This is a genomic window from Sorangium sp. So ce834 (assembly GCF_051521425.1).
Classification (GTDB): Bacteria; Myxococcota_A; Polyangia; order Polyangiales; family Polyangiaceae; genus Sorangium; species Sorangium cellulosum_D.
Genome location: NZ_CP150351.1, coordinates 11,096,058 through 11,120,833 on the forward strand (window position 1 = coordinate 11,096,058; position 24,776 = coordinate 11,120,833).

The following is a 24,776-nucleotide window of genomic DNA, read 5'->3' on the forward strand; positions in this document are numbered from 1 at the left end:
GAGCTCGAGGCAAGCCTGCGCGACGTGATGCCGCTCTGAATCCGCCGGCATTCTAGGCCGCTCTCTCAGCTCGTCAATGCAAAGGGCAATCCGATCTCCCAAGAAGGGGCCGGACCCCTCCGGATCGGCCCGACCGCGGCCGCGGGCGCGGGGGCTCCGTCGGCCCGGGGCTTCGGCGGACCGGGATGATACGCTCCGCCGGCTCTCCGCGACCTGGCCACGCCATGAGAATCGCCCACGTGCTCCAGCTCGCGACGTCCACCCCGATCGTCGCGCTGGAACGGGACGGCGCGCTCTACGACGTCGCGGAGCTCGAGCGCCACTTCGGGACGAAGCTCGCGGAGATCCGCGGCGTGTCCGACTTTCACACGCGCGTGGTGGCGCTCCGCTGCGCCGGCCTCCACGCGCTGGACGATCGGCTCCTCAGCGGAGATCGCCCCTCCTCGACGGAGCTGCACCCGTCCACCGTCCTCTGGCTGCCGCCCTGCGCCACGGATCGCGCGGCGTACATCCAGCTCGGCCCTTATGCGCACGGCGCGGAGCGCCCCTGGTACCGGTTCGGCAACAGCCGCGCGCTGCTCGGGCATGAGGCAGCGATCCCCTTCCCCGCGCTCGAGGACGAGCCCGACTACGAGCTGAACCTGGCGGCGCTCCTCGGCGAGGATCTGCGGCGCGCCACGCCGGACGATGTGGAGCGCGCGATCGCGGGGTACACCGTGCTGAACGACTGGACCGCGCGCGGCCTGGAAGCGCGCTCGCTGGCGTGCGGGCTTCCGCCGTCGGAAGCGAGGGACTTCGCGACGCAGCTCGGTCCGGTGCTGGTCACGCCCGACGAGCTCGGCCCGGTCGAGGTCCTGCGGACCAAGGTCCGCGTCGGCGCCGAGTCGCGCCCCTGCTCTCGCATCGGCGAGTGGGCCTTCTCGCTGGTCGAATCCGTCGCGTACATCAGCAACCACGTCGAGCTGCGCGCGGGCGACGTGGTCGGAGCAGGACGGGTCTTCGGCGGGAGCGCCGGCCAGCCCGTGCCTTACGGAGCCAGCGTGGAGCTGATGATCGAGCGCATCGGACGACTGAGCGGGAAGCCGGTCCGCGGCCCTGCCCCGTTGCCGTGGCGCCGCGGGTGAGCGCGCCGGCGCATCGCCGAGGCGTGGTCCTCCGTGGATCAGAACGTGCCGACGACGCCGACGCCCATGCCGGTCGCGGTGATCACCGGGGCCGGCCGCACCGTGACCGCTGCGGGCTGCACAGAGCGCGCCTCCGTGGTCATGAAGATGCCCTCGGCGACGAGGCCGAGGCCAGCGAGCTGCGCGAGCCCGCCGACGACGGTGAGCGCCCCGCGCAGATACAGCTTCGCCCCGCAGTCCGGATCATCCGGGGCGCAGCCGTTCTTGGCGAGCGCCATCCAGGGGCCCGCGACGGGGATCTTCAGCTCGCTCGACCCGGGCACCTCCGGCCACGAGGTCGCGGCCAGGAACGCCGCACCATAGGAGAGCGCCGTCACGGCCACCCCGCCGACGATGACCTTCGCGCGCGCCGACGACGGCGGGTACCGCGGAGGCGCCGCTGGCTCCTCCGCGCCGGCGGAAGCCGCGGAGAGCGCGAGCGCAGCGGCGATGGCGAGGGCGACGCTCTTCATGGGGCCTTCGTGCCGGAGGACGCGGAGCCGGACTTCTTCGACGGCAGCTTCACCGTGTAGGGGACCTCGAGCGGCTCGCCTTCGAACGGCAGCACGATCTCTCCGACGAAGGCGCGCTTGACGCACGCTTCGGCGGGCGTCCCTGCGAACGGCGGTCCGACCAGCACGTCGGTCACGCGCCCCTTCTGGCCGTCGAACACGACCTTGACCTCGCCCTCGCCGGTCGGCGCGTTGGGCACGACCTCGGCGCAGTTCGCCGCCTTGTCGCCGCCGCGCCGCAGCGCGATCTCCATCTGCTTCTTCTGGTCGGCGTTGAGCCCGCCGCCGCTGTCCGAGGGCGCGCTCGCCTCGGCGGCGTCGGAGCTGCCCGTCTCGGCCGGTGCGGCCTCGCCGGTATATGCCTGGTCGAAGTTGTAGTCTTCCCCTGCCTGCTTGGGCTTGGCGCCGGAGCATGCCGCCGCCGCGACGATGATGAGCGGCAAGAGCGCGCGGGTCGAATGCTGCTGGGACACGGTGTCCTCCCTTCGAACAGAGCGTGAAGGAGTGCCTGCGCGCACCCTAGCAAGCTCTCCTTTGCGAGGACAACTCCGAGAAGCATCGCCCCCCCGCGCCGAGCGGTCGACCGGAGGAGGCGCCCGCGGCGGAGACATTGTAGAGCCGGAGAGCCGTCATGCCTCGACACCCCCACCGCGCCCTCTCCGTGGTCGCGCTCGTGCTCTCGTCGATCCTCGCCCGCCCCGGCGGCTCGCAGCCGCTCGACGGCGGCGCGGCTCCCGCGGAGCGCTCGACCCGCACCGCGAAGCCCACGCTCGACGTACCCGAGGACCCGAGCGCCCCCCGCTCGACGCTCGGCGCGCTTGGGCCTCGAAAATTCGACCCTGGCCGTGCTCGGGAGCAGGTCGAGAAGCTCGCCGCCGACGTGCGCCGCGCGGGGGGGCGGGTCGGCGTGCTCGCGCTCGACGTCGCGAGCGGAGCGACCCTCGCCGCCGTCGACGAGCGCGGCCTGTACAACCCTGCGTCCAACGCGAAGCTCTTCACCGCGGCCGCTGCGCTGCGCCTGCTCGGCCCGGGCTACCGCTACCTGACCGGCCTTTACGGGGACGCGTCGAACGGAAGCGTCGCCGAGCTCGTGCTCCGGGGTTCGGGAGATCCGTCGCTCAGGACGCGCGATCTCTGGGAGATGGCGCGCGATCTGCGCGCGGCCGGCGTCCGCAAGGTCGCGGCGATCGCGATCGATCAGGGCTACTTCGACGCGCGCTTCGTGCCTCCAGCGTTCGAGCAGCAGCCGGACGAGTGGGCGGCTTTCCGCGCCCCCGTCGCGGCGGCGTCGCTGAACGCGAACGCCCTGCTCTTCACGGTGCGGCCATCCAAGGCAGGCCAGCCCGCTTCCGTGGCGATCGATCCCCCGGGCTTCGTGGTGCTCCGTGGCGCCGTGACCACCGCGAAGCGCGACACACCAGAGCGGATCGGCGTCCGGCTCGAGCCGAGCGGACAGCGCCTCGTCGCGCACCTCAGCGGGCACGTCCCGGAGGGCGGCCGCGCGGTGAGCGTGGCGAGGCGCGTCGATGATCCGCGCCTCCTCGTGGCGTACACGCTCAAGGAGATGCTGCAGGAAGTGGGCGTCGAGGTCTCCGGAGAGGTGCGGCTCGGCGGCGAGCGTCAGAAGCGGCTCCTCGTGGCTCACCGCTCGGCGCCTCTCGGCGAGCTCCTCGCTGCCCTCGGGAAGGACAGCGACAACTTCTACGCAGAGACGATCTTCAAGACGCTCGCCGCCGAGAAGCGCGGGCGCCCCGGCACGGCCGAGGCTGCGGCGACGCTGGTCGGCGAGACGCTCGGCGAGCTCGACGCCTTCACAGAGGGCGTCGTCCTGCGGAACGGCTCCGGCTTGTTCGACGCGGCCCGCGCGTCGCCAGAGGCCATCGTCCGGCTGCTCCGCGCCGCTTTCCTCGATCCGGCGCTCGGCGCGGACTTCACCGCGCAGCTCGCGATCGGCGGCGTGGACGGGACCTTGCGCGGCCGCTTCCGCGGGTGGTCGAAGGAGCGCGCCATCCGGGCCAAGACGGGGACGCTCGCCTCGGTCGTGGCCCTCTCCGGCTACATCCTCCCGCCGCCCGGCCGATCCCCGATCGCCTTCGCCGTTCTGGTCGCGGAAGTCCCGGGGAAGATCGATCCGGTGCGGAGGGCCATCGATGACTTCGTCGGAGCGCTCGCCGACGAGCTCTGGCGGGATGCACGCGCGCCGTGAGGTCGCGGCCCGCCGCTGCCGTCACGTCGCTGCCGAGGCGAGCTCCCGAGCCCCGCTCGCCTCGACGCGCCGCACGGACGGTCGGGATCCGGCGGCTCAAGCAGCGCGGCCGCGCAGCATTGCGCTGCGCGGCCGCATCGTCTCACCTGCTGAGCTCGTCGCTCAGTAGTCGCGCATCTGCTTCCGGATCTTACCGAGCGCCTGCTCCTGGAGCTGGCGGATGCGCTCGCGCGACAGGTTGTACTTGTCGCCGATCTCCTTGAGCGTGAGCTCATCCTCATCGTCGAGACCGAAGCGCCAGCGGATGATCCGCGACTCGATCGGCGTGAGGGTGGTCAGGAGCCGTCGGACCTCGTCGCTCCACTTCCTGTTCGCCAGGTGATCGAACGGCGACAGCGCGTTCTCCTCCTGGAGGAAGTCGATGAACTTCCGCCCGTCCTCGTCGCCGACCGGGCGGTCGAGAGAGAACGGCGTCTCCGCGTAGAAGTCCTTCACCTTGTCGAGCTTCTCGCGCGGGACCCCCGTCTCCTTCTCGAGCTCCTCGATCGTCGGCTCGTGCCCCGTGCGCGCGATGATCGCCTGCGTCGCCCGCGCCACGCGGTTGTACGTGTCGAGCATGTGGACCGGGATGCGGACCGCGCGGCCCTTGTCGGCCAGCGCGCGGCTGATCGCATGCCTGATCCACCAGGACGCGTAGGTCGAGAAGCGGTAGCCGCGGCTGTGGTCGAAGCGCTCGACCGCCTTCATCAGCCCGATGTTGCCCTCCTGGATCAGGTCGATGAGCGGCAGACGCCCGCGGTTGTAGCGGCGCGCGATCGACACGACGAGCCGCAGGTTGGCCTTCACGAAGCGGTTCTTCGCGTCGTGCTGCGCCTGGAACGTCCGCTCGACCCGATCGAGGTACCGGCGGTAGGAGCTGGACATCGGGAGCCTCGGCCGCGTGGGACGCGTCTCCTCGGGGTCGCTCACGTCGTCCTCGAAGTCCGGCTCGCGCACGAGATCGCGCGCGATGGTGAAGGCACGCGCCATCCAGAGGCGATCCGAGTCCGGCAGCCGGACGGCCGCAGCGAGCTCCTCGGACAGCTGGGTCCACGGCTTCTCCTGCTCGGGCAGGAGCTTCCCCTTCTGCTTCTTCGCCAGGCGGACGAGCTTCTGCATCTCCGCGATCTGCGGAGCCTTCACCTCGTCCTCGCCAGCCTTGGCGACGTCCTCCTCGAGCGCGGTGAGGATGTGCTCGGCCGCTGGCAGGTACGAGAGGAGGGCCACCCAGTGGTCCACCTCGGTGCGCTCGACCGCGCGCGCGGTGTCGAGCTCCTCGTCCGGCCCCATCACGGGGTGCAGCGCCATGTCGCGGAAGTAGCGGGCGAGCATCGAGTCGCCCCCGCCGTCCTCGACATCCTTCAGCTCCCGATCCTGGTTCCTCGCCCGCTCGGGCTGCGGCAGCCGATCGAGCGGTCCGAGGTCCAGATCCATGAAGTCAGCCGACCGATCCTCGTCGAGGATCTCCGCCGGGCGGGGTCGCACGACGGTCTCCTCCGTCTGGTCGTCTTCCAGAAGGCTGAGGGCCGCGATTTCCGGCGTGGCCGTCCCACCCTGAGCGAGCGGGTCGCCCTTCACTACAGTGGCGTTGCTCTTGGTCGACCTCATGGCGGCTCCCTCCACGGTGGTAGCTCCTTGAAAGTGCGAGCGCGGCGACTGGCTGTCCCCGAATTCTTCGACATCGGAGACCCCCGGATCGGTGGTCTGCGATGCCGCCCGCCGGGGAGCCGATGCGGTCTCGGCTCCCTGCGAGCTCTTGGATGCCGCGAGCCGCGCAGAGGTACCTACAGCAGAGGACTTGGCGTTTCTCCGCGCAGTTTCTGGACGGCGGGCGGTCGACGTGCTCATCTTGGTCTTTGTGTCGGCGTTCACTTCTAAACGGCTGACCTTGCGAGATTGAAATGCCTCGCCACCTTTCGACGGCGAGCGAGACGATTTCGTGCCAAACAGGGAGCAGGAGCTGACCGAAGGAGCCCCTGTTGAAACCGGCAACCGCTGGTGCTTTCTTTTGATTCCGGTCGAACTCTTCTCGCCTGAGGCAGACCTGCTCTTGCAGAGTGATGCTCTCGAGCCGGCTCCCGATGGCAGCCCAACTCCAGAAGCAAGAACAGTGCCTTTTTTAGCGTGCGTTCCGTGTTCTCCCGTTTGAGAGCTCGCCCTGGGTGCGGTATGTAGAGTGGAAGGTGCCGTCCGTGTCGTGTCGAGCGAAACATTTCGCTGCGACCGAGCCGAACTGCATGGCTGGGTACGCTTTCGGGGACGCAACAACATCGGCAACCTGTCTCCTTGGGGACACATCGAGCTCGCCGGCCTCGCATGGGCGTGGCAGGGTCGACCTCGCGGCACGGGCAAGGGAATATGCTATCCTTTCCGGCCCTTAGAGGGCCGGACCCCGACCGTTGAGGCCGTCCTGTCAGTGAGCTTCGATGTTTCCTGAACCTGGGCCTCCCGATGCCAATGTCGAGCCCTCACCCGACAGCCGAAGGCGGAGAAGGTTATTTTTCCCGACAGATCGCCTGGAAAGTTAGTATTTCCAGGCGGCAGATCAGGCGCAGCGGAATTCGCAGCTACGTATGACCCCAGGGAGAAGGGCCGGGAACAGCCTTAGGCTCCTCCGGCCTCAAAGGTGCGAAGCGCCCGTCGCGAGAACGGGCGTCCAGCGCTGGAGCCGTCGAAGATCTGCGAGCTGGGTCTCGGATGACCCTGGCAGCAGGGTCATAGAGTGCCATCAAAGATGCGTAGCCGGCGTGCAGGATGTGCACACTGCGCATCCGTTCGGTGCCGATGGGCCTCACCGGCCAAGAACGGCAGAGCTGTTCGTACCACGGACGGGCAGCGGCTTGCCTTCACCATGAAGGCGGATCTGGACCTCCAGCCCACAGGGGCGGTGGCCAGGGCAGCCTGCTCCACCAGGCAGCTCGATGTGAAAAATGTCACACTTTTGAGATTCACGGCGCCAGATGGGGCGCTCTGGCAGGCTCTACCGACTCAGGCAGGTGCGGCCGGATGAGCGTGCAGACCGCCCGGAACCGTCACCTGGCCGACGAGGGCGCGGCGAGCTTCGCCACGGCACCGAACGACGCGGGATCGTGGATCGCGATCTCCGACAGGATCTTCCGATCGAGCGCGATGCCCGCCTTCTTGAGCCCGCTGACGAGGCGGGAGTAGGTCGTGCCATTCAGGCGCGCGGCGGCGTTGATCCGAGTAATCCAGAGACGACGAAAATCCCGCTTCTTGAGCTTGCGGCTGATGTAGCCGTACTCCCAGGCGTGACGCAGGACCTCGACCGCCTGGCGGAAGCGGTTCTTCCGGCCGAGGAAGTAGCCCTCGGTCTGATTGAGGACGCGGTTGCGACGGCGACGGGCCTTGAACCCTCTTTTTACACGCGGCATCGGAGCTCTACCTCACTGATCCAGGGTCAGCCGTAGGGAAGAAGCAGCTTGACGCGCTTCTCCATCGCCGAATCGACCATGTCGTTCTTGCGGAGACGACGCAGGCGCTTCTTGCTCTTCTCCTGCATGCAGTGGTTGAGGCCGCTCTTGCTGCGGCGAATCCGGCCGGAGCCGGTCACCTTGAACCGCTTGGCCGCGGCGCGGTTCGTCTTCATCTTCGGCATGACGCCCTCGATCCGAGTGCCTATCGCTCCCAGCGGCCACCGCTCCGAACCACCGGAGCGGCTGTTCTGTGCCGCAGGGATGCGTAGAGGGGGCGCTTTATGGCGACCCGCCGCAAGATTGTCAAGGCCAAGGCGGGGGCCGGAGCCGGCCGTCGACGAACTGCCAGGGCTCGGGCATGGGGTCCGGGCGGTCGCTCACTTGCCGAGCACGACCCGCTGGCCGAACGCACGGTCGGCGGTCTCGCAGAACATCCTGAACTCCATGTACTCGGAAGGCTTGATCCGGGACTTGGTGAGGGAGATCTGGCTGCGAACGACGACCTTCCCCGCGGACTGCTCGACCGAGATGGAGAACTTGCCGAAGGGGGTGTCCACGTCCTGGGGCAGCGGCGCCCTGGTGACGCGCCACCCCGCAGGGAGGCGGATCGACCACTCATCCCGGCGCGTGGTGAGCGCAGGGATGATCACGTCGCGGGTGCGTACCGACAGGGAGGCGAACTCCGTGGCGAGGCGCTGGGCGGGGACGGCGGGAATCGACAGGCTGTCGCCCTCCCGGCGAGCGAGCGCGACGGCCTTTCCCCTCGCCCGCAGCCTCACCGGTTGCTCGATGTCCTCGAGGTCGTTCACCTCGACGCCCGCCTTGCCGGGAGCCAGCTCGACCGTCCCGAAGTCCACGGCGAGGTCCCGACCTGCTCGATCGCGGCGCGTCCCCTCGGCCATGTAGCGGGTCCTCCACTCCGGCGCGAACGCGCCGGCCACCTGGACGTCGACCCCGAGCTGGGCTGACCCGTCAGCCCCGAGCGCGATGTCGACGTTCCGCTGCACGACGGAAGCTTCCGGCGGGGGCTCCGGGAGGCGAACGAGCTTCGGCTTGCCCTCGTTGATCTGAAGCGCGATCGCGCCGCGATCCATGATCGGCAGCTCGGTCGAGCCGGAGTGCTCCGCCGTTCCGTCGAGGTAGAGGTCGAGCGAGGGCACGTACGCGATCGCGTGGTCGAACGGCGCGAGGCTCGCGGGCTCCGGCTCGATGCCGCCTCGCATGCGGGTGCGTACGAGCACGATCGTCGCCGGGATGCCGACCTCGCGGAGCATCGTCACGATCAGCGTCGCCTTGTCCTTGCAGTCACCCCAGCCGCGAGCGAGCGTCTGGGCGCACCTCCTCGGGCGGATGCCTTCGATGCCGAACTCGAGCGCCACGTAGCGCGTCTCGGTCGCGTACTTGTAGATCGCGCGGACCTTGCTCAGATCGTCGCTGAGGCCCTTCGTGATCTCGCGCACCCGCTTGCGCACCTCGTCGTCCACATCGAACTGCTCCCGCGCGAGGCCCCAGTACCAGGAGCCGACCTCGTCCCAGCTCCTGAACGTCGAGACGTGGACATGCGCGAGGATCTCGGACCACGCGGGCATCGCCGGCTCGGGGGCGACCGCAGGGACCGAGGCGGCGGAGAAGCGGAAGATGCGCCGTTCGGCGTCTTCCTTGGTCTCACGCACGAGGCCTGGCAGCGGGGACGCGAAGACGTGGAACGGCTTCGCCTTCGGCGTGATCAGCACGTACTCGCTGCTGGCGATCGGCTCGTCGCTCTGGAGGTACTCGATCTCGCCGAAGTGATCGGCGATCTCGTTGCGAGGGCTGACGTCGTCGATGCGGTAGCGCAGCTCGACGACGTCGCCGGCGTTGAGCCGCGGGAAGCTGACGTAGAACGTGCGCCCCGAGGTGTACATCGCGAGCGCCGGGTTGTTCGCGCCCGCCTCGCCGCTCTCGATCGCCCCGTCGACCTTGCCGTCGGCCCGGTAGACCTTCGCGGCCCGGAGGCTCACGGTCTGGCGATCGGCCTGGTACTCGAACGCGTACTGCCGGGCGCTCGCCGCGGCCTCGTCCGTGAGCGGCTGGAAGACCACCTGACGGAAGCGGCTGGCGAGGCCGTTCGGGAAGACGGTGGTGACCGTCAGGCTGCGGAGCGTGCGCTTGGGATACTGTCGGTCAGCGCTGCGCCGCATCGGGAGGAAGCGGTCCGGCGCCCAGGCGTAGGCCTCGTCGGCGCGCGGCTTCGGCGGCTCGATGTGCTCGATGTACTCGCGCACGTCCTTCGCCTGAGGGCTGATCGCCAGGATCTGCTGCAGCATCTCGAGCTGCGCTTCCCGGTTGCCCTCCTCGCCGTAGAGATCCGAGAGCGCGCGCAGCGTGCCGATGTCCTCCGGCGCCATGGCGAGCGCGCGCTGATGGGCGGCGAGGGCGCGATCGCCCTGACCGAGCGCCCGGTACGTGCGCGCCGCGACCGACCGGGCCCAGACCGAGTCGGGCTCGCTGCGGAGGAAGCGCTCGATCCAGCGCTCTGCGCCGGCAGGATCGCGCCGCGCCACCGCGAGCTCGACCTGCTGGTGCAAGAAGCTCGAGTCGTCGAAGCGCAGCGCCGCGTAGCGCGCCTCCATCTCGGCGGCCTCCGTGTCGCGGCCGAGGGCGCGGAGCTGCGCCGCCGACGCGCGGAGCAACGAGACGCTGCTCGGCTGGCGCGACAGCGCTCGCTCCAGCGTGGCGAGGGCGGTGCGCTTCAGCCCCGCCTCCACGTAGAGGTCGACGAGCCCGAGGGTAGCGATGACGTGGTCGGGGTCTGCGGCCAGGATGCGCTCGTAGATGGGGGCCGCTTCCCGCCAGTTCGGGCTCGTCTGCGCGAGCCGCGCCTGGGCGAGCAGGACGTCGACGTCCTCGCGCCCGCGGCCCGCGAGCAGAGCGGCGCGCTCGATCCACGCGCGCTGCTGGTTCCTGTCCTCCGAGAGCTGGCCCGCGAGCAGGTAGCGGCGCACGCTCGGCTCGGCCTCGGCGGAGCGGCGCGCGAGATCGCGCGCCCTGTGCTCGCCCTCGGCGTCGCCTCCGGTGAGCATCAGGTAGCGCGCGAACGCCTCCAGCAGCGCAGGCGACGGCCGGGCGGCGCCCGCTGCGCGCTCGAACGCCTGCATGGGCCCCTCGACGGCGAGCGCACGCGCGGCGAGCGTCGCGCCCGAGGCCGGCGCTCCAGCCTGCGCCCGCGCGTCGCCCGGCCGCCTGGCGCCGCCCGCTTGCCCCTGAGGCGCCGTCACCTGCGTCCCGACGTCGGAGGTCACCTCCAGATCGAGATCCGGAGCCCCCTTCTCGTCGCCGATGCGGAGCGCGAACTTGGGCGCCGACGCACCTCCGCAGACCTTGATCGTCAGGCGGTTGTAGCCCGGCTTCAACGACACCAGCGCGGCGAACCGATCGATGTCGAGCTCGCGGTACCCCGGATCGGCGAGGACCTTCTCGCCGTTCCAGAACAGCTTGAAGGCGCCGTCCGCGCCGACCCAGACCGAGATCGGCCGAGGCGCGCGCGTCCCTGGCTTCGCGCGCACGAACGTCGTCGCGTAGCCGCAGACGCCCTCCACCGGCCGGATGAAATCGCCGAAATCGAACCACCCGTATTGCGGCGCCTCGGGCGGCACGCGCCAGCGGACCGCCCGCGCCTTGCCGTCGTAGGTCCTGCCCGCCACGATCGGCTGATCGAGCTCTTCCTCGGGCCCGAACGCGCGATCGAAGCCCCCCTTGTTCTCGTTGTCGAACGGGCCGATCGTCGCCCAGCGACCGATGAACCCGAGCCGTTGGACCTTCGTGACCGCGCCGTCGAGATCGCCCCGCCGCCTGCGCGCGTACGCCGAGAGGAGCTCCGCGTAGACGCGGGCAGGCGCGCTGGTCGCGCCGCTCTCCGCGATCGACGCGATCGCCTCCTCGACCTGCGTCGGATCGGCGCGGTCCCACGTGCGCCAGAGCTCGCGCAGCGCGCCGTAGACCTCCGGACCCCTCGCGGCGCGGACGGCCGCGTGCGCGGCGAGCACCTCGGGGTGGACCGCGCCGAGCTCCGCGCGAGCATCCGAGCCGATCGACGCGGCGCACGCCAGGGCCGCCGCCCCCGCGGCGAGCGCGCAGGAGAAGCGCTTCCTCGTCGTCCCCGCGTCGAGCTCGACTCCACGGGGCTCGGTCCGGTTGAGCACGTCACGCATCCACGGCGCTATCCCGTGGCCGAAGCCATCGGTCAAGCGCAAGCCTCGCCCGCACAGGCGACGAAGCGGCCCAGGTCAAGCGCTGACGCTCACGACCAGCAAAGCGCGCCGGCAGGCCGCGATCCCGGGATCTCGCACGTCGAGGAGCGCGTTCATGAGCCCGCCGCGCCGCCCGCGCTGATCCCAGGAATTTTCCGGACCTTCTGCCCAGCACACAGGAGCGCTGGTCGGCGCGCCCGCGGCCAGCAGGCCCGGACCAGGGCGCAGCGGCGGTCCGGCCGTCGGCCCGCCGCGCCCCTCGATCCTCAAAAAAGTCTTTTAATTCATATATTTAGACGAGAAGATCGCCCGGCCTGCAGCCGCGGAGCGGCGCCTGGAAAGCACCGGAACCGGGGCCGACGGGGGCAGGGGTGGGAGCGAGGTCCGTCGACCTCGAGCAGCGCTCGGAGGGGCCCCGCTGCGCGATCCTCCAACTTCCAGAAAGGGCCGCCTTGCTCCGCCGCACCTGCTTCGGATAGAAACGTCCCAAGATGTACGGGCGCACGGTCGAGGAGCAGCGGCACTGCGCGCCGCGAACCGATCATGCAAGCCCCAGGCAGCGAGCGTGGCGCCGCGAACGTGGTACCGGTGGTAAGGCAGACCCGCACAGCGGGAAGCCGGTTGGATGACGATGGTCGGGGACCGCACGTGCGGCGCCCGGTGATGACAAGGGCTACAGAGCCCGCAATGCCCAGGGCCCCATCGCGAGAGCGCTGGCGGAGGAACGATGGTCAACCCTCAGATGGTGATGTACGAGGAGGAATTCAATCAGATCCAGAGCGTGGTGGATCGCCTCGTCAAGGACGCCAATGCGAAGGTCGTCTTCATCGTTGACAAGAACGGGCAACTGATCGCCGCGAGCGGGGACGTCGACAACCTCGACACCACGTCGCTCGCCTCGCTGACGGCGGGGAACATCGCCGCCACGGGCGGCATGGCGAAGCTCCTCAAGGAGAACGAGTTCGCCACTCAGTTCCACGAGGGTGAGAAGGCGAACATCCACATCCAGCTGGTCGGGAACCGCGTCATCCTCGTGGTGATCTTCGACTCAAAGTCGAGCCTCGGGTTGGTGAGGCTCCGGGTGCGAAAGGCGAGCGAGGAGCTCAACCACATCTTCGAAGCGCTGCTCAAGAAGGTGCAGGAGCCGGGCGCCGACTCGCCGTTCGCCGAGATCACCGACGAGGACATCGACAACCTCTTCAACGACTAGGAGCGCGGTCGATGAGCTTCATCAATTACATGGCGCGCGAGATCAACTGCAAGATCGTCTATTACGGCCCGGGTCTCTGCGGCAAGACGACGAACCTGCAGTACATCTATGAGCGCACCAACCCGGACGCGAAGGGGAAGATGATCTCCCTCGCCACCGAGACCGACCGGACACTCTTCTTCGACTTCCTCCCGCTCGCGCTGGGCGAGATCCGCGGCTTCAAGACGCGGTTCCACCTGTACACGGTGCCGGGGCAGGTCTTCTACGACGCGAGCCGCAAGCTCATCCTGAAGGGCGTCGACGGCGTGGTCTTCGTGGCGGACTCGCAGCTCGGTCGCATCGAGGCGAACCAGGAGTCGGTGGAGAACCTCCGCACGAACCTGGCCGAGCAGGGCTACTCGCTCGACAAGATCCCGTACGTCATCCAGTACAACAAGCGGGACCTGCCGGAGATCGGCACCGTCGAGGAGCTCCGGGCGCTGCTCAACCCGACCAACGTCCCCGACTTCGAGGGCGTCGCGCGGACCGGCGTCGGGGTGTTCGACACGCTCAAGGCGGTCGCGAAGCTGGTGCTGACCGAGCTGAAAAAGGGCGGCCCCTAAGCAAGGGGCAGCCCCACGAGCGAAGCACAGCGCGGCGAGCGAGGCGTGAAGGCCCGCTCGCGCTCGCTGCAACCATCAGGCGCGCTGGTAGATGCGGTTCCGCCGGTTGCGGTTCTTCGCCTTCAGCTTGGACCGGTAGCGCTTCGACTTGGAGCGCGTGGTCTTCCGAGGACCTTTCGACAGCATGAGGAACATGGACAGGCTCCGTTGAGGCGCCCGGCGCGGAGGCGTCGTGCCGCCGCCGCCGGTGCGAAGGGGCGGCAAGGTACGGCATCGCAGGGCAAAGTTCAACCGGAGAGCACCTCGGCCCGACGACCCGCGCGGTACCAGAGGCGGCGAGCCAGGGGTCACACCGGGGCCGAGCTTTTCTGCTATCGGTGTTCGTAGCTCGTGCGGTTCAGGACCCTCCTCTGCCTCGCCGCCTCGGTGACCGCGTGCGGCGCGAGCATCAACGCGGTCTACGAGGGGGACGTACGCTTCGAGCACTGCATGGCGCTCGACTCGCTGGCCGACGTCAAGCCGACGCTGCGGCGCGCGTGCTGGGACGAGTGGCTCCAGTTCTATACGTTCGGGCAGACGCGCGATCGCGTCGAGTACGCCGCGCGCCGCGCGAGGCAGCTGAGCCACGCCAGCGACTTCGACGAAGGCGAGTGGAGCCCGCCCAGCAGCCGGGCTCCCGCCGTGCCGGAGCCGACGAGCGCGCTCGCCCCGCCGCCCAGGCTCCTGACCACCGACGTGGCCGCGCCCGCGGAGGAGGCGGACGCCGGCGCCTCCGACGCGGCGCCGAGCTCCGCCAAAGACGCAGCGCCGCCGGGGGCGGAGTGCAGCGCGGCGTGCGAGGCGAGCTGGAAGGGGTGCCTGCAGGACTGCAGGACCGCCGGCTGCGAGAAGGGGTGCTCCGGCAAGTACACGCGGTGCATGCGCGGCTGCTTCTGACCGGCGGCGCTGCGCTCTGCGAACATGCCTCACCTTGTCGCACCAAGATGGCCTGGAATCTTGACCCTCGATCGAGCGTAGGGCTATCCGCGTACACGATGTCCGCTTCGCACGCGCCCACAGAGCTCAGCAGCACGACTCCCGATCGCAACGGCACGGCGTCGCCCGCCGAAGGGCTCGGATCGAGCCCCGGCCCGGTGCGGGTCCTGCGGCCGCGCCGGGCGGCGCCAGCGGACGCGGTGCGGCCGACCCGCGCGGAGGTGAACCTCGCCCACCTGCGGCACAATCTCCGGGTCCTGGAGCGCGCGCTGACCGGCGCGAAGCGGCCGCAGATCTGGGGCGTGCTGAAGGCCGACGCCTACGGGCACGGCGCGCCGGCCGTCGCGAGGACGCTCGAGCGCACCGGGATCCCCGGTCTGTGCGTCGCGCTCCTGGAGGAGGCCATCGAGCTGCGGGACGCCGGCATCCGGCTGCCCATCCTCGTCATGGGCGGCTACTACGGCCCCCGCCGCGAGGGGTTCGAGGAGATCATGGCGCGCGATCTCGTGCCCGTCGTCTACGACGCCGGGCAGATCGAGCGCCTCGCGAACGTGGTGCGGCTCGAGCAACGCGGCCGCGTCGGCGTGCACCTGAAGGTGGACACCGGCATGGGTCGGCTCGGCGCCGCGAGCTCGGAGATCGAGGCGGTGTTCGCGATGCTCGCCAAGCACCCGGAGGTGAGGCTCGACGGGCTCATGACCCACCTCGCCTGCGCGGACGCCGACGACCTGGGTGTGACGATCGAGCAGATGAGGCGCTTCGAGGAGATCGAGCAGCGGGCGAAGAGCTTCGGCCTCGCGCCGCGGGTCCGGCACGCGTCGAACAGCGCGGCCATGCTGCGCCTCCCCGCCGCGTGGCTCGACGTCGTTCGACCCGGGGTCGCGCTGTTCGGCATCTCGCCGTGCCCGGGGCTCGCGCCCGATCTCAAGCCGGTGATCCGGGTGCGCAGCGAGATCGTCGCGCTCCGCACGATCGCGAAGGGCGACAGGATCGGCTACGGCCACACCTGGCAGGCGCCGCGGGAGAGCGTCGTGGCGACCGTGCCGATGGGGTACGCCGACGGTCTGAGCCGCCAGCTGTCGAACCGCGGGGCGGCCCTCGTGCGCGGTCAGCGCGCGCCGATCGCGGGCGCCGTGTCGATGGATCTCACGATGCTCGACGTGACGGACGTGCCGGGAGCCCGGGTGGGCGACGAGGTGGTGTTCCTCGGGACACAGGACGGCCCGCTCGGGCGCGCCACGATCAGCGCGGAAGAGATCGCCGGTCTGACGGGGACGATCGCCTGGGAGGTGCTGACGAGCATCTCTCGCCGCGTGCCCAGGTTCTACCGAGAGCCCTGAGCTCGCGCGCGGCGCCGCCCGCGCCGGCGCTGCCGGTGCGAACGGGCGTGGTACGCTGCTCTCCATGAAGACGGCCGTGAAGCAGCGCGCCGGCGTCCACGGCATGCTCTGCGGCCTCGCGGCCGTGTTCGCGCTCGGCGGCGCAGCGCTGTCCGCCTGCGAAGATGAAGGCCAGGAGCAGCGTCCACGCAACGGCGGCGGCCAGGGCGCGCAGGAGCCGGAGGACGAGTTCGACCCCGGACCCGGGGGCTCGAGCGGGCCGCCGCCCGTGGACGCGGGTGGGCTCTGCGGCAACCAGATCCACGAGGTGACGATCGCCGAGGCGCCGAACCTCTACTTCGTCCTCGACGCGTCGGGCAGCATGCTCAGCCCTGCCTCGTCGCGCGCGACCCGCTACGACAGGGTGCGCGAATCGGCGGTCGACCTCGTGCGCAACCTGGGCCCGCTGATCAACGTCGGCGCCGCCGTGTTCCCGCTGGACGCGACCGCCGATGCGCCGTGCAGGCCCGGCGGCGAGGTGTTCCCCGTCACGCCGGGGGATCCCTTCGCCGCCTCGCAGGAAGGCGCCACGACGTCGAGGTTCCGCTCGGCGACGCGCGTCGATCCGCTCGGCGGTACGCCTACCGCGGCGACGCTCGCGGCGCTCACGCCGAGCCTCGTGGAGCTCCCGGGCAAGACGATCGTCGTGCTCGCGACCGACGGCGGCCCGAACTGCAACAGCGCCGCGACGTGCGGCGCCGAGGAGTGCATCGCCAACATCGAGCAACAATGCCCGCAGGAGAACTGCTGCACGCCGTCAGGCCTCTCGGGGCCAGGAGGGTGCCTCGACCGCGACGATACGGTCGCCGCGATCGAGCGGCTCGCGGCGAGCGGGATCGAGGTCTACGTCGTCGGCATCCCGGGGAGCGAGTTCTACGGCGACGTCCTCGACCAGATGGCGCTCGCGGGCGGCACGGCGCAGTTCGTGAGCCCCTTCTATTTCAAGGTGGACGACCTCGACACTCTCGGCAACGTCCTCTCGAAGATCGCCAGCATCGTCGTCTCCTGCGAGTTCGACCTCGTCGACCCGCCGCCCGAGGACGGGCAGACCAACGTCTACCTGGACGAAGAGCTGGTCCCGTACGACCCGGAGGACGGCTGGCGCTGGAAGTCCCCCGCGGTCGTCGAGCTCCTCGGGGACGCGTGCCAGAAGCTCAAGAGCGGGCGGGTCGGGCAGGTGCAGATCGTCTCCGGCTGCCCCACGGAGGTGGCGAGGTGAGGCGCGACGCGGCGAAGAGCGCGCCCTCGCTGAGCCAGCTGACGGCCGAGTCCGCCGACGACGCCGCGCTCGACGAGATCGACGCGGTCGCGTCCGCGGCCTTCGACGTGCCGCAGTTCTCCGCGCGAGAGGAGCTGCGCCGCCCTTGGACGCGGTGCTGGATCGCGCGCGAGGAGCGGCGCGCGCTCGCCTTCCTGATCGCGTGGCACGTGGCCGACGAGCTGCACGTGCTCAACGTCGCCACCTGCCCGACCGCGCGGCGGCGCGGGCTCGCGACGGCGCTGATGCGCCGCTCGCTCGAGTACGCGCAGGAGCAGCGCGTGCGGCTGGTCCTGCTCGAGGTGCGCCGGTCCAATCGGGCGGCGATCCGGCTCTACCGGAAGCTCGGCTTCACGGCGATGGGCGTGCGCCCCCGGTACTACAGCGACAACGGCGAGGACGCGGTCGAGATGGTCCTCACGTTCGACCCCGCGACCGGCGCGGTGGAGCCAGGCCGCGACGAGATCCGCATCGAGGTCTGAGCGGCGCCGCTCAGCGCGGCGCGGCCGAAGGCGCCGTGGGAAAGCGGGAGGTAGCCGAGAGCGGCGGCAGCCGCGCGGCCACCACCTGAAGCGGGGTCAGCAAGAGCGGCCGGAGCAGCGTCTTGGCCCGCTCGTCGAAGGGCTGGAGGAGGGCGTCCGCCTGCCGTATCGCCTCGACCAGCCGCTCGGCCATGAGGCGCGCGTCGACGTTGGGGTTCACGTCCTCGAGCCGCTGGATCTCGTCGCGGAGGGAGCTGAGCAGCGAGATGTACCGCGCCAGCGGCGTGTCCGTGATGGGCGCGGAGCCGCTCGGCGCAGTGGGAACGCCGAACTCGACGGTCCGCTTGAACTCGTCCGGGACCGGGCTCGGGCGGTTCCGGATGAGCTTTACGTCGATGGGGACCTTGAACCTCGTCTTCTGCTCGATCTTCCTCTCGACGCGCTGCTTCCCTAGCTTGAGCAAGCCCGAGTCCTCGATCGCGCTGCGATCCCGCTTCCACTGCGTGTTGTCCTCGAGCGCGCGGAGGATGCGGAGGTACGGGTAGTCCGGCTTGGCGAGCTCCATGTAGAGCTCCTTCGCCTCCTTGAGGTTGGCCGGCATCCGCACGGTCAGGTCCGCCATCCAGTCGGTCCACTGCGCGATGTACCGGGCGTCGTAGTCGGCCGCGAGGCCGTCCAGGTCCTTGTCGATCGCGGCGCTCTCTCCGGGCGCGAGCGGCACGACCCACTCCTCTGCCCTCAAGAGATCGGCGCCTTGGCTGATCTTGTCGAGCACCTCGAAGTGCCCCCTCTCGGTGTACGGACCGTCGACCTCTTTCCAGCGCTTCTCCTTGGCGAATTGCTTGCTGCTGATGACCTTCAGCACGTCGGCGCGGTCGGCGAACATGTCGGCCAGCGTGAGCGGCGGGTACTTGCGGTTCGCGCGGCTGTTGTCGCCCGTCTCGTCGTACTTCTCCTCGATGATCGAGTTGACGAAGAAGTCGTAGTAGCGCTTCCGCACCGGCACGGCCTGCAGCGTCGCGCGCACGCTGGCGACCAGCTCCGCCTTGGGCGCGACAGGCGTGACCCTCTTCTGCTTGATGAGCGACAGGTAGTACCTGACGTGCGGCTCGATCTGCTTCTTCAGGTCGCTCTCGTTGAGGTTCGACGTCGACCGGAGCACCTCGGCCCAGAGCGAGGTGAGCCTGTCCTTGGCCCAGTTGACGTCGAGGTGCTCGACGTCGCTCAGCATCAGGTACAGCTTGAGGTCGTTCCGCTCGCGCAGGTAGTGGTCTCCCTTCGCGAGCTTGAGGCGGTCCTCGAGCCGCTGCTTGCACGGGATCACGAAGCCGTTCTGGAGGCTCGCGACGTAGACGTGCAAGAGCGGGGGGTAGACCGTCTCGCCCTGGAACATCGTCCAGCCCATCCCGTCCGGCGGCCCCTCGTCGCGCGCCCTGTCGATCTCTTGCAGCCGATCCAGCGCGGGCCTGAGCGCGGCGAGCTTGTCCGAGAGCGGCCGCGTGTCCTCCCACCGGAGCGCGCTCACGGCGCGCGCGTCGGCCTCGACCGCGCGCAGGAACTCGCGGTTGTTGCCAAACGACACCACGCTCGGGATCGCGAGGATGACCCCGAGGGTCGCGGCCGCCGCGCTGATCGCGCCGCGCACGATGCGCTGGCGCCGGATCTCGCTCGCGCTCCTCGCGGCGATGTCGCCGTCCGGGAAGACGACGTTCATGAACACGTCGTGGAGGAAGTAGCTCTTCGACTCCACGTTCTGCTGAGCCGCCGCCTCGTGCGTGCGGATGCCCATGGCCTGGCCCATGCGCTGGAGCACACGGTCGAGCGGCCTGCCCTCTTGCGTGCCGCTCGTGAAGTAGAAGCCGCGGAAGATGGGCGTGCCCTGGAACGCGTTGACCATGAAGACGGTCGAGACCAGATCGGAGAGGTTCCGGCGGATGCCCGAGAACTCGAGCGGGAACTGGTAGACGCGCTCGCGCACCTCCCGGCTGCGCTCCATGACGAGCCGCTTCAGCGCGCGGCCGTGGATCTGCTTCGCCAGGGCGTCGAACTCGGCGTCGAAGAGCCTCCCCGGGTCGGCCTTGTCCGCGCTCAGCTTGAACGTCGCCCCCCACGCCTGGGCGCGGTCGCTCTTGCGCATGTCGCCGAAGAACTCCGAGAAGCCCGCGATGAGATCGCACTTGGTGAACAGGAGGTAGACGGGCAGCACCATGTGGAGCTGCGTCATGACCTCGTCGATGCGCGCCCGGAGCTTCTTCCCCATCTGCTCGATGTGCTGCTCGCTCGCGTCGATGACGTCCGTCACGCTCACGGCGACGAGGATGCCGTTGAGCGGACGGCGGGCGCGGTGCTTGAGGAGCATCTGCAGGAACGCGATCCACTCGTCGTGGTCGTCCTGCTCGGTCGTGTAGCGCCCCGCGGTGTCGAGGAGGATCGCCTCGTTGGTGAACCACCAGTCGCAGTTCCGCGTCCCGCCGACGCCGCGTACGCCGCCGCCGTTGCTCGGGTGCGCGTAGGGGAAGACCAGGCCGGAGTGCTTCAGCGCCGTCGTCTTCCCCGCCCCCGGCGGGCCGATGATGACGTACCAGGGCAGCGAGTAGAGCGCGGCGCTGCCGTGCTTCTTGCCCTTGCCGAGCTTCGAGGTCTTCAGCGCGCTGATGCCGCCCTGGACCTGCCGCTGGAGCTCCTGGATCTCGGCGCGCCGCTCGGGCCGCGCGTTGAGCGCCTGCTGCGCCCCCTGCTGGACGATCGCCCGCTCCAGGGCAGACGCGGCGCGGCCCGCCTTGACGCGGCGGAACACGAAGAGCGCGACCGCGGAGAGCGCGATGACGACGCTCGTCGCGATCGGGACCGCGGTGGACAGCCCGAAGGTGAAGTACGCCGCCCACGAGATGAGGAGCAACAGCCCGAAGAGGACCCACAACACGACGGCGACGATATCACCGGTCGCCACCTCCTGAGCACGTCCCACGCGCCGCGCGGCGATCGGCGGCGCGCCTCGTGACGCCGCCGCGCGCGGGAGCGCCGCTCGCGCGCGGCGACACCGGGATCAGCCGTCGCCGCGCTCGTAGTCGCCCGGCTCGAGCGCGGCGTCCGTCTCCTCGCCGGCCGCGAGCCGGCGCGAGCGGATCGCGTCCATGGCGATGTCGATCACCTCGAGCCGCGTCGACGGGGCGTAGTACTCGTCCTCGGAGACCTGCGGCAGCTCCGCGAGCCTGGCGGCGACCGCCTCGCGGTCCTCCTCCTCCAGCTCGAGCGCCGCCGGATCGCCGCTCAGCGAGTCCTCGGCCAGGTCGCGCGCGGCCTCGCCGGCGCGGCCGCGCGTGAGCGCCTCCCGGATGAAGAGCACCGGGCTGAACGCGAGGTAGACGGACTCGAACTCCAGCTGCCAGTAGGTCGGGTCCTCGCCGTCCATGCGCCACCACGACGCGTGCCGGCGCCGGATGACCTCGCCGAAGTACACGCCCGCCATGTGAGCGACCACCGGCAACGCCTCGACCCTCTCCGACGTCGCCCCACGCGCCTGCTCCAGGTAGTGGTCGAGCACGGGCAGGGTCTCCGGCCGATAGTCAAGCCGTACACCCAGAGCGCGCTCCACGAACCGCACGCACCCCTCGGCGAGATCCTCCACGGCGGGCGGCGGCGGCGCGACAGCTGCAGCGGACGGAGCGGGCTCGGCCGGCCGCTCCGGAGAAATCGGAGAGGACCCTGCACCGTTCTGTTTGGTATCCATGGGCTCCACGCTATCCTTCTCCGGTGCGGGTGGCCGCTCGTCAACGTGGTCGTGCTGGGAGCGACTCAGCAAGCGCCTCCGCAGGCTCGGTGGTCGCAACGATCCAGACAGCTCCTGTGACTTCTTCAGGATTGTCGGGGTCGTCCGGCCGGGGTCGTCGGGTCGGATCGTTCGGATCGTTGGGATGGAACGGGAACGCCGCCGGCCCTCACTCCAGCTCGAAGGGGGTGCCGGCGCAGCGGAAGCATGGGCCGCCGAAGCTGCTCCGGAAAGCCGGTCGCCCTGAGCCCCGCCCTGACCAGCCCGGCCGTGGATTCGGGTTTGAATTCCTAACGGAAGTCGAGGCCATCGTGCTAAGCTCCGCCCTCGCGTCGAAATGAGACTCGGGATCTTCAGCGATACGCACGCCAACTACGAGGCGCTCAGCGCTGTGCTCGAGTCCTACCGCCACGAACGCATCGACGTCTATTACTGCCTCGGGGACACGGTCGGTTACGGCGGCTCGCCGAATGAGTGCGCCGACCTCGTCCGGAAGGTGGCCAAGAAGACGATCCTCGGCAACCACGATGCGGCCGTCGCAGGTCGGATGGACTACTCGTACTACTACGAGGCTGCCCGGCAGGCGCTCGACACGCACGCAGCGATGCTCTCCTCCGAGAACGCCGCGTGGCTCCGGAGCCTGACGTACCAGGAGAAGTTGACGGACATCAACGTCGACCTCTGCCACGGGTCGCCCGTCCGGCTCGAGGAGTTCGAGTACATCTTCGCCCCCGAGCAGGCGCGCGAGTGCCTCCCCATGTGGAACGAGCTCGGTCACATCACGCTGATCGGCCACTCCCACCTCTGCAAGGTGTTCGCGCTCACGCCGAACAGCGTCGAGGAGCTCCCGGCGGTGGACTTCCAGCTCGAGCAGGGGCGCAAGTACATCGTGAGCGTCGGGTCGGTCGGACAGCCGCGGGACTACGACAACCGCGCGAGCTACACGATCTACGACAGCGAGACGAAGCGCTTCGAGTTCAAGCGCGTCGAGTACGACATCGAGACGGCGGCGGAGAAGGTGCTGCGCGCCAAGCTCGAGCGCAACTTCGCCCACCGGCTCTACATCGGCGTCTGAGAGCGACGCGCGATCCGCGCGCGACGCGCGCGGCCCTCGATCTGGTAGACGCGCGCGGCTGCCACGTCCGGCGCGTGCTCGTGCGACGGCGACCCGCCGCCGCGAGGCGGGATCGCGCATGGCTCTGGCGCTGACCTGCGGTCCTGGTCTTCCCTCGGACGCCCGTCCGCGTCGCGGCCGCTCGGCGCTCAAGCGCGGCCGGGGCGAACAGAGCGCCGGGGCCGGCAGTGATAGAGCAGCATGCTCGTCTGGTTGTCGGGCGGCGCTGCGGAGAAGTCGCTGCGGAGCGCCGTGATCTCGAAGCCGTTGTAGTGGAGCAAGGCCTCGAGCTCCTGCGGGTAGAACTGACGATGGGCGAGCGGCGTCATCCAGCGCTCGCCGCCGTCGACGGGCGAAAACTCCATGGACACGAACAGGAGCTGCCGGACCTTGTCGTAGTCGAACCGCTCCGTGTACCGGACGACCGTGCCAGGGCCGTCCTTGTCGGGATACCGGAAGCGCGGCGTGGCGTAGGCGCGATCCGGATCGCGCGCGAGCTCGGCCGGCTCGGGCATGGACACATCGAAGACGAGCTCGCCCCGCGGCGTCAGGTGCTCGCGCGCCCGCGCGAGGAAGCGCTCGACGTCCGGGCGCGTGTACAGGTGCAGGAACGCGTTGAAGGGGCAGATCACGAGCGGAAAGCGGCGCCCGAGCCGCAGCGCCCGCATGTCCCCTCGCCGGACGCTCACGCGAGACGAGACGCCGCGCGGCTCCCGCCCGAGCTGTGCGCGCAGATCGCCGAGCATCGGCGCCGACAGATCCACGCCCGTGATCCGGACCCCCGCCCTCGCGACGGGCAGCGTGATCCGCCCGTTGCCGCAGCCGTACTCGAGCACCGGCCCACCGGACGCCACGGCGAGATCGACGTAGTAGCGGACGTCGTCCTGCCGGCGCGCGTACGTCTTCGCGTAGTACGCCGGGTCCTCGTAGTGGGCCGACGTCCCGGCCTCGAGCTCCGGATCGCGACGCTGGCCGGAGCGCAAAGGCCGCTTCGACCTGGGCGTGGCCGCACCTTTCATGGGAAGCAACGGATCGAGCGCAGCGCTGGCACTCGGGCGGGAGCGCCCCGAGAAGCCGGGCCGACGGAGGCGTGCGTCATGAGAGCACGCTCGCCCGATGCGCCCTCAGCGCTGGCCGCCAGCGTTCATCTGCTGGAGCCACTCGGACACGACCTCGTGGGAGCTCCGGTGGAAGTGCACCTTGCCCGCCGCGATCTCCCGAAGGCTGGTCACGGCAGGCTTGTTCTTCGTCTTCACGAGGGCGTCCGAGCCCTTCATGAGCTGCCGCGTCCGGTTGGCCGCAAGCACGACGAGAGCGAAACGGTTTTCCTCGCGCTCGAGGCAGTCTTCCACAGTCACACGCGCCATAGGGGGGCCGAGAGTAGCGCCCTGCTCCGGCCAGCGCAAGGTACATGCCGCTCGGCGGCTCCGCGGCTCTGCGGCGCCGCGGCGCGCTGCCGCATCGCTCCGCTCGCCCGTCGGCGGCGCACGTTGCTCGTTGCCCTCGACGCAGGTCCCGGCTACGAGGTGCCCCCGTGGCCGCTGAGCAGGATTCCCTCCTTCCCCCTCCCCCCCGTCCGGCCCCAGGGCTGAAATACCGTCGCATCGTCCTCAAGCTGAGCGGCGAGGCGCTCTGCGGCCAAGAAGGGGGGTTCGGCATACGCCCCGAGACGCTCCACCACGTGGCCGGCGAGATCGCCGAGCTCCAGCGGATGGGGGTGCAGATCGGGATCGTCGTGGGCGGAGGCAACATCTTCCGCGGGCTGAAGGGCGCGAGCGCGGGCATGGACCGCTCCCAGAGCGACTACATGGGCATGCTCGCCACCGTCATCAACGCGCTCGCCCTGCAGGACGCGCTCGAGAAGACGGGCGTGCCGACGCGCGTCATGACCGCGATCGAGATCCGGCAGGTCGCCGAGCCGTACATCCGCCGCAGGGCGATGCGTCACCTGGAGAAGGGCAGCATCGTCATCTTCGCCGCGGGCACGGGCAACCCGTTCTTCTCGACCGACACGGCGGCGGCGCTGCGGGCGATGGAGATCCAGGCGCAGGCGCTGTTCAAGGCGACCAAGGTCGAGGGCATCTACGACCGCGATCCCGTGCGCCACGAGGGCGCGCAGATGTTCGCGCACCTGAGCTACGACCGCTTCCTCGCCGATAGGATCGGGGTCATGGACTCGACCGCGGTCACCCTCTGCCGCGAGAACAAGATGCCCATCCGGGTGTTCAAGCTCATGACCCGCGGCAACATCCTCCGCGTGTGCAGGGGCGAGGAGATCGGCACGATCGTCGACTGAGCGCGCGCTCGATCGGCCCGCAGCGCCTCGCCGCGGGCGACGAACCGAGGCGCCCGCCGGCGCGAGCCAGGCCGGCGCGCCCTCGAGCCGCGAGGAAACCGTGCTAGA

Annotated in this window: 20 protein-coding genes; 10 read left to right on the top strand and 10 right to left on the bottom strand. The window is 69.9% G+C overall.

Annotation, left to right across the window (positions count from 1 at the left end; genetic code table 11):
• The first annotated feature begins 224 nt into the window (after positions 1-224).
• Entirely contained in the window at positions 225-1,124 is a 900-nt protein-coding gene (locus tag WMF20_RS40765) for a fumarylacetoacetate hydrolase family protein (RefSeq protein WP_437607107.1), read from the top strand.
• 38 nt (positions 1,125-1,162) lie between these two features.
• Here WMF20_RS40765 and WMF20_RS40770 read toward each other — a convergent pair whose 3' ends face one another.
• Entirely contained in the window at positions 1,163-1,636 is a 474-nt protein-coding gene (locus WMF20_RS40770) for a hypothetical protein (RefSeq protein ID WP_437607108.1), read from the bottom strand.
• Positions 1,633-2,148, bottom strand: coding sequence for a hypothetical protein (locus tag WMF20_RS40775; protein WP_129579322.1), 516 nt, complete (start codon positions 2,146-2,148; stop codon positions 1,633-1,635). The genes WMF20_RS40770 and WMF20_RS40775 overlap by 4 nt, the downstream gene beginning before the upstream one ends.
• A gap of 158 nt (positions 2,149-2,306) precedes the next feature.
• Between WMF20_RS40775 and dacB the strand changes: the two genes are divergently transcribed.
• A complete protein-coding gene (gene dacB, locus WMF20_RS40780; RefSeq protein ID WP_437607109.1) occupies positions 2,307-3,881 on the top strand; it encodes a D-alanyl-D-alanine carboxypeptidase/D-alanyl-D-alanine endopeptidase in 1,575 nt (524 codons plus the stop codon).
• A gap of 162 nt (positions 3,882-4,043) precedes the next feature.
• Here dacB and WMF20_RS40785 read toward each other — a convergent pair whose 3' ends face one another.
• From WMF20_RS40785 to WMF20_RS40800, 4 genes are all read right to left on the bottom strand, one after another.
• The gene (locus WMF20_RS40785) at positions 4,044-5,528 is read right to left on the bottom strand and encodes a sigma-70 family RNA polymerase sigma factor (RefSeq protein ID WP_437607110.1); all 1,485 of its coding nucleotides are present in this window, start codon (positions 5,526-5,528) and stop codon (positions 4,044-4,046) included.
• A gap of 1,424 nt (positions 5,529-6,952) precedes the next feature.
• Positions 6,953-7,312: a 50S ribosomal protein L20 gene (rplT, locus tag WMF20_RS40790; RefSeq protein WP_020740308.1), complete on the bottom strand. Its 360-nt coding sequence runs from the start codon at positions 7,310-7,312 to the stop codon at positions 6,953-6,955.
• A 26-nt stretch (positions 7,313-7,338) separates the two neighbouring features.
• On the bottom strand, positions 7,339-7,536 hold the full coding sequence (rpmI, locus tag WMF20_RS40795; RefSeq protein ID WP_020740309.1) for a 50S ribosomal protein L35: 198 nt from the start codon (positions 7,534-7,536) through the stop codon (positions 7,339-7,341).
• Positions 7,537-7,731: 195 nt separating this feature from the next.
• Positions 7,732-11,580, bottom strand: coding sequence for a DUF3857 domain-containing protein (locus tag WMF20_RS40800; RefSeq protein WP_437607111.1), 3,849 nt, complete (start codon positions 11,578-11,580; stop codon positions 7,732-7,734).
• A gap of 730 nt (positions 11,581-12,310) precedes the next feature.
• Here WMF20_RS40800 and WMF20_RS40805 point away from each other — a divergent pair.
• The 6 genes from WMF20_RS40805 to rimI all read left to right on the top strand — a co-directional run bounded on the left by WMF20_RS40805 (position 12,311) and on the right by rimI (position 17,489).
• A complete protein-coding gene (locus tag WMF20_RS40805) occupies positions 12,311-12,793 on the top strand; it encodes a roadblock/LC7 domain-containing protein (RefSeq protein ID WP_012239856.1) in 483 nt (160 codons plus the stop codon).
• 11 nt (positions 12,794-12,804) lie between these two features.
• Complete coding sequence (locus tag WMF20_RS40810) at positions 12,805-13,395, top strand: GTP-binding protein (protein ID WP_020740311.1); 591 nt, start codon at positions 12,805-12,807, stop codon at positions 13,393-13,395.
• A gap of 390 nt (positions 13,396-13,785) precedes the next feature.
• Entirely contained in the window at positions 13,786-14,331 is a 546-nt protein-coding gene (locus WMF20_RS40815) for a hypothetical protein (protein ID WP_437607112.1), read from the top strand.
• A 98-nt stretch (positions 14,332-14,429) separates the two neighbouring features.
• Entirely contained in the window at positions 14,430-15,710 is a 1,281-nt protein-coding gene (gene alr, locus WMF20_RS40820) for an alanine racemase (RefSeq protein WP_437607113.1), read from the top strand.
• A gap of 64 nt (positions 15,711-15,774) precedes the next feature.
• Positions 15,775-16,968 (top strand): vWA domain-containing protein, encoded by a 1,194-nt coding sequence (locus tag WMF20_RS40825; RefSeq protein WP_437607114.1) that lies wholly within the window; start codon positions 15,775-15,777, stop codon positions 16,966-16,968.
• Positions 16,965-17,489: a ribosomal protein S18-alanine N-acetyltransferase gene (rimI, locus tag WMF20_RS40830; RefSeq protein WP_437607115.1), complete on the top strand. Its 525-nt coding sequence runs from the start codon at positions 16,965-16,967 to the stop codon at positions 17,487-17,489. The genes WMF20_RS40825 and rimI overlap by 4 nt, the downstream gene beginning before the upstream one ends.
• A gap of 10 nt (positions 17,490-17,499) precedes the next feature.
• Here rimI and tssM read toward each other — a convergent pair whose 3' ends face one another.
• Entirely contained in the window at positions 17,500-20,439 is a 2,940-nt protein-coding gene (tssM, locus tag WMF20_RS40835; protein WP_437607116.1) for a type VI secretion system membrane subunit TssM, read from the bottom strand.
• A 96-nt stretch (positions 20,440-20,535) separates the two neighbouring features.
• Complete coding sequence (locus WMF20_RS40840) at positions 20,536-21,219, bottom strand: hypothetical protein (RefSeq protein ID WP_237244568.1); 684 nt, start codon at positions 21,217-21,219, stop codon at positions 20,536-20,538.
• A gap of 376 nt (positions 21,220-21,595) precedes the next feature.
• Between WMF20_RS40840 and WMF20_RS40845 the strand changes: the two genes are divergently transcribed.
• Positions 21,596-22,333, top strand: coding sequence for a metallophosphoesterase family protein (locus WMF20_RS40845; protein ID WP_020740319.1), 738 nt, complete (start codon positions 21,596-21,598; stop codon positions 22,331-22,333).
• Between the two features lie 188 nt (positions 22,334-22,521).
• Here the strand turns inward: WMF20_RS40845 and WMF20_RS40850 are convergent, their stop codons facing one another.
• Together WMF20_RS40850 and rpoZ are read right to left on the bottom strand one after the other, a co-directional pair.
• On the bottom strand, positions 22,522-23,355 hold the full coding sequence (locus tag WMF20_RS40850; RefSeq protein ID WP_437607117.1) for a class I SAM-dependent methyltransferase: 834 nt from the start codon (positions 23,353-23,355) through the stop codon (positions 22,522-22,524).
• Between the two features lie 141 nt (positions 23,356-23,496).
• Positions 23,497-23,739 carry a DNA-directed RNA polymerase subunit omega gene (rpoZ, locus tag WMF20_RS40855; RefSeq protein WP_044966694.1) on the bottom strand — a complete coding sequence of 81 codons (243 nt, stop codon included), beginning with the start codon at positions 23,737-23,739 and terminating at the stop codon, positions 23,497-23,499.
• 167 nt (positions 23,740-23,906) lie between these two features.
• Here rpoZ and pyrH point away from each other — a divergent pair, with 167 nt between their 5' ends.
• Positions 23,907-24,668, top strand: coding sequence for a UMP kinase (gene pyrH / locus WMF20_RS40860; protein WP_237244569.1), 762 nt, complete (start codon positions 23,907-23,909; stop codon positions 24,666-24,668).
• Positions 24,669-24,776 lie beyond the last annotated feature (108 nt).